Annotated in this window: 1 pseudogene; it reads left to right on the top strand. The window is 57.4% G+C overall.

Annotation, left to right across the window (positions count from 1 at the left end):
• Window positions 1-493: pseudogene (locus AC1DQ3_RS36635) on the top strand (ISNCY family transposase); the annotation flags it as partial.
• Between the last annotated feature and the right edge of the window lie 172 nt (window positions 494-665).

Genomic DNA, 665 nt, shown 5'->3' with positions numbered 1-665 from the left:
CCACGACGCGCATCGGCCGCTGCGACCAGATGAGAATCTGGATCTGATCTTCACCTGGCGCGAACCGCGCTGCGTGTCCAAGAGCCTGACGATTCAGTACGACAAGATGCTCTACCTGCTTGCCGACACCTCGGAGCATCGCAAGCTGGCCGGGCGCTATATCGACGTCTATCACTACCCGGATGGACGCATAGAACCGCGGGCGAATGGCGCCGCACTTCCCTACGCTATCTACGACCGGCTGTCGGAAATTGATCAAGGTGCGATCGTCGACAACAAGCGGATCGGACACGTCCTGCAGATGGCGCAATACGTTCAGGAGAAGCGTGACAACCGGCGCTCTCAGGCTGTGCCAAGCACGGATGGAACACCGCGGAAACGCGGCAGGCCGCCCGGCAAGAAGGCCCAACGGTCGCTCGATCAGAGTGACATGTTGGAAGCGCTGCAGCGATTGCAGCAACAGTCCTGGCCCCTTAATGGGACTGAGAACTGAACAGCGGCTAGGTCAGCTCGCCTCCTAGTACTACTGTGTTAAAAAATAAGGCATTATTTGCTTATCTTCAAGTGAGTTACGAGGAAAGCGATGGAAGCCTCTACGAAACGGTTCGAGGAGTACGTGTCTCTAATGGCCCAGTCGCTTGGGCATGCTGATCGCGTGGAGCCGT

Source organism: Cupriavidus sp. 01T418, from assembly GCF_056398885.1.
This window is presented reverse-complemented; position numbering and strand designations above follow the sequence as displayed.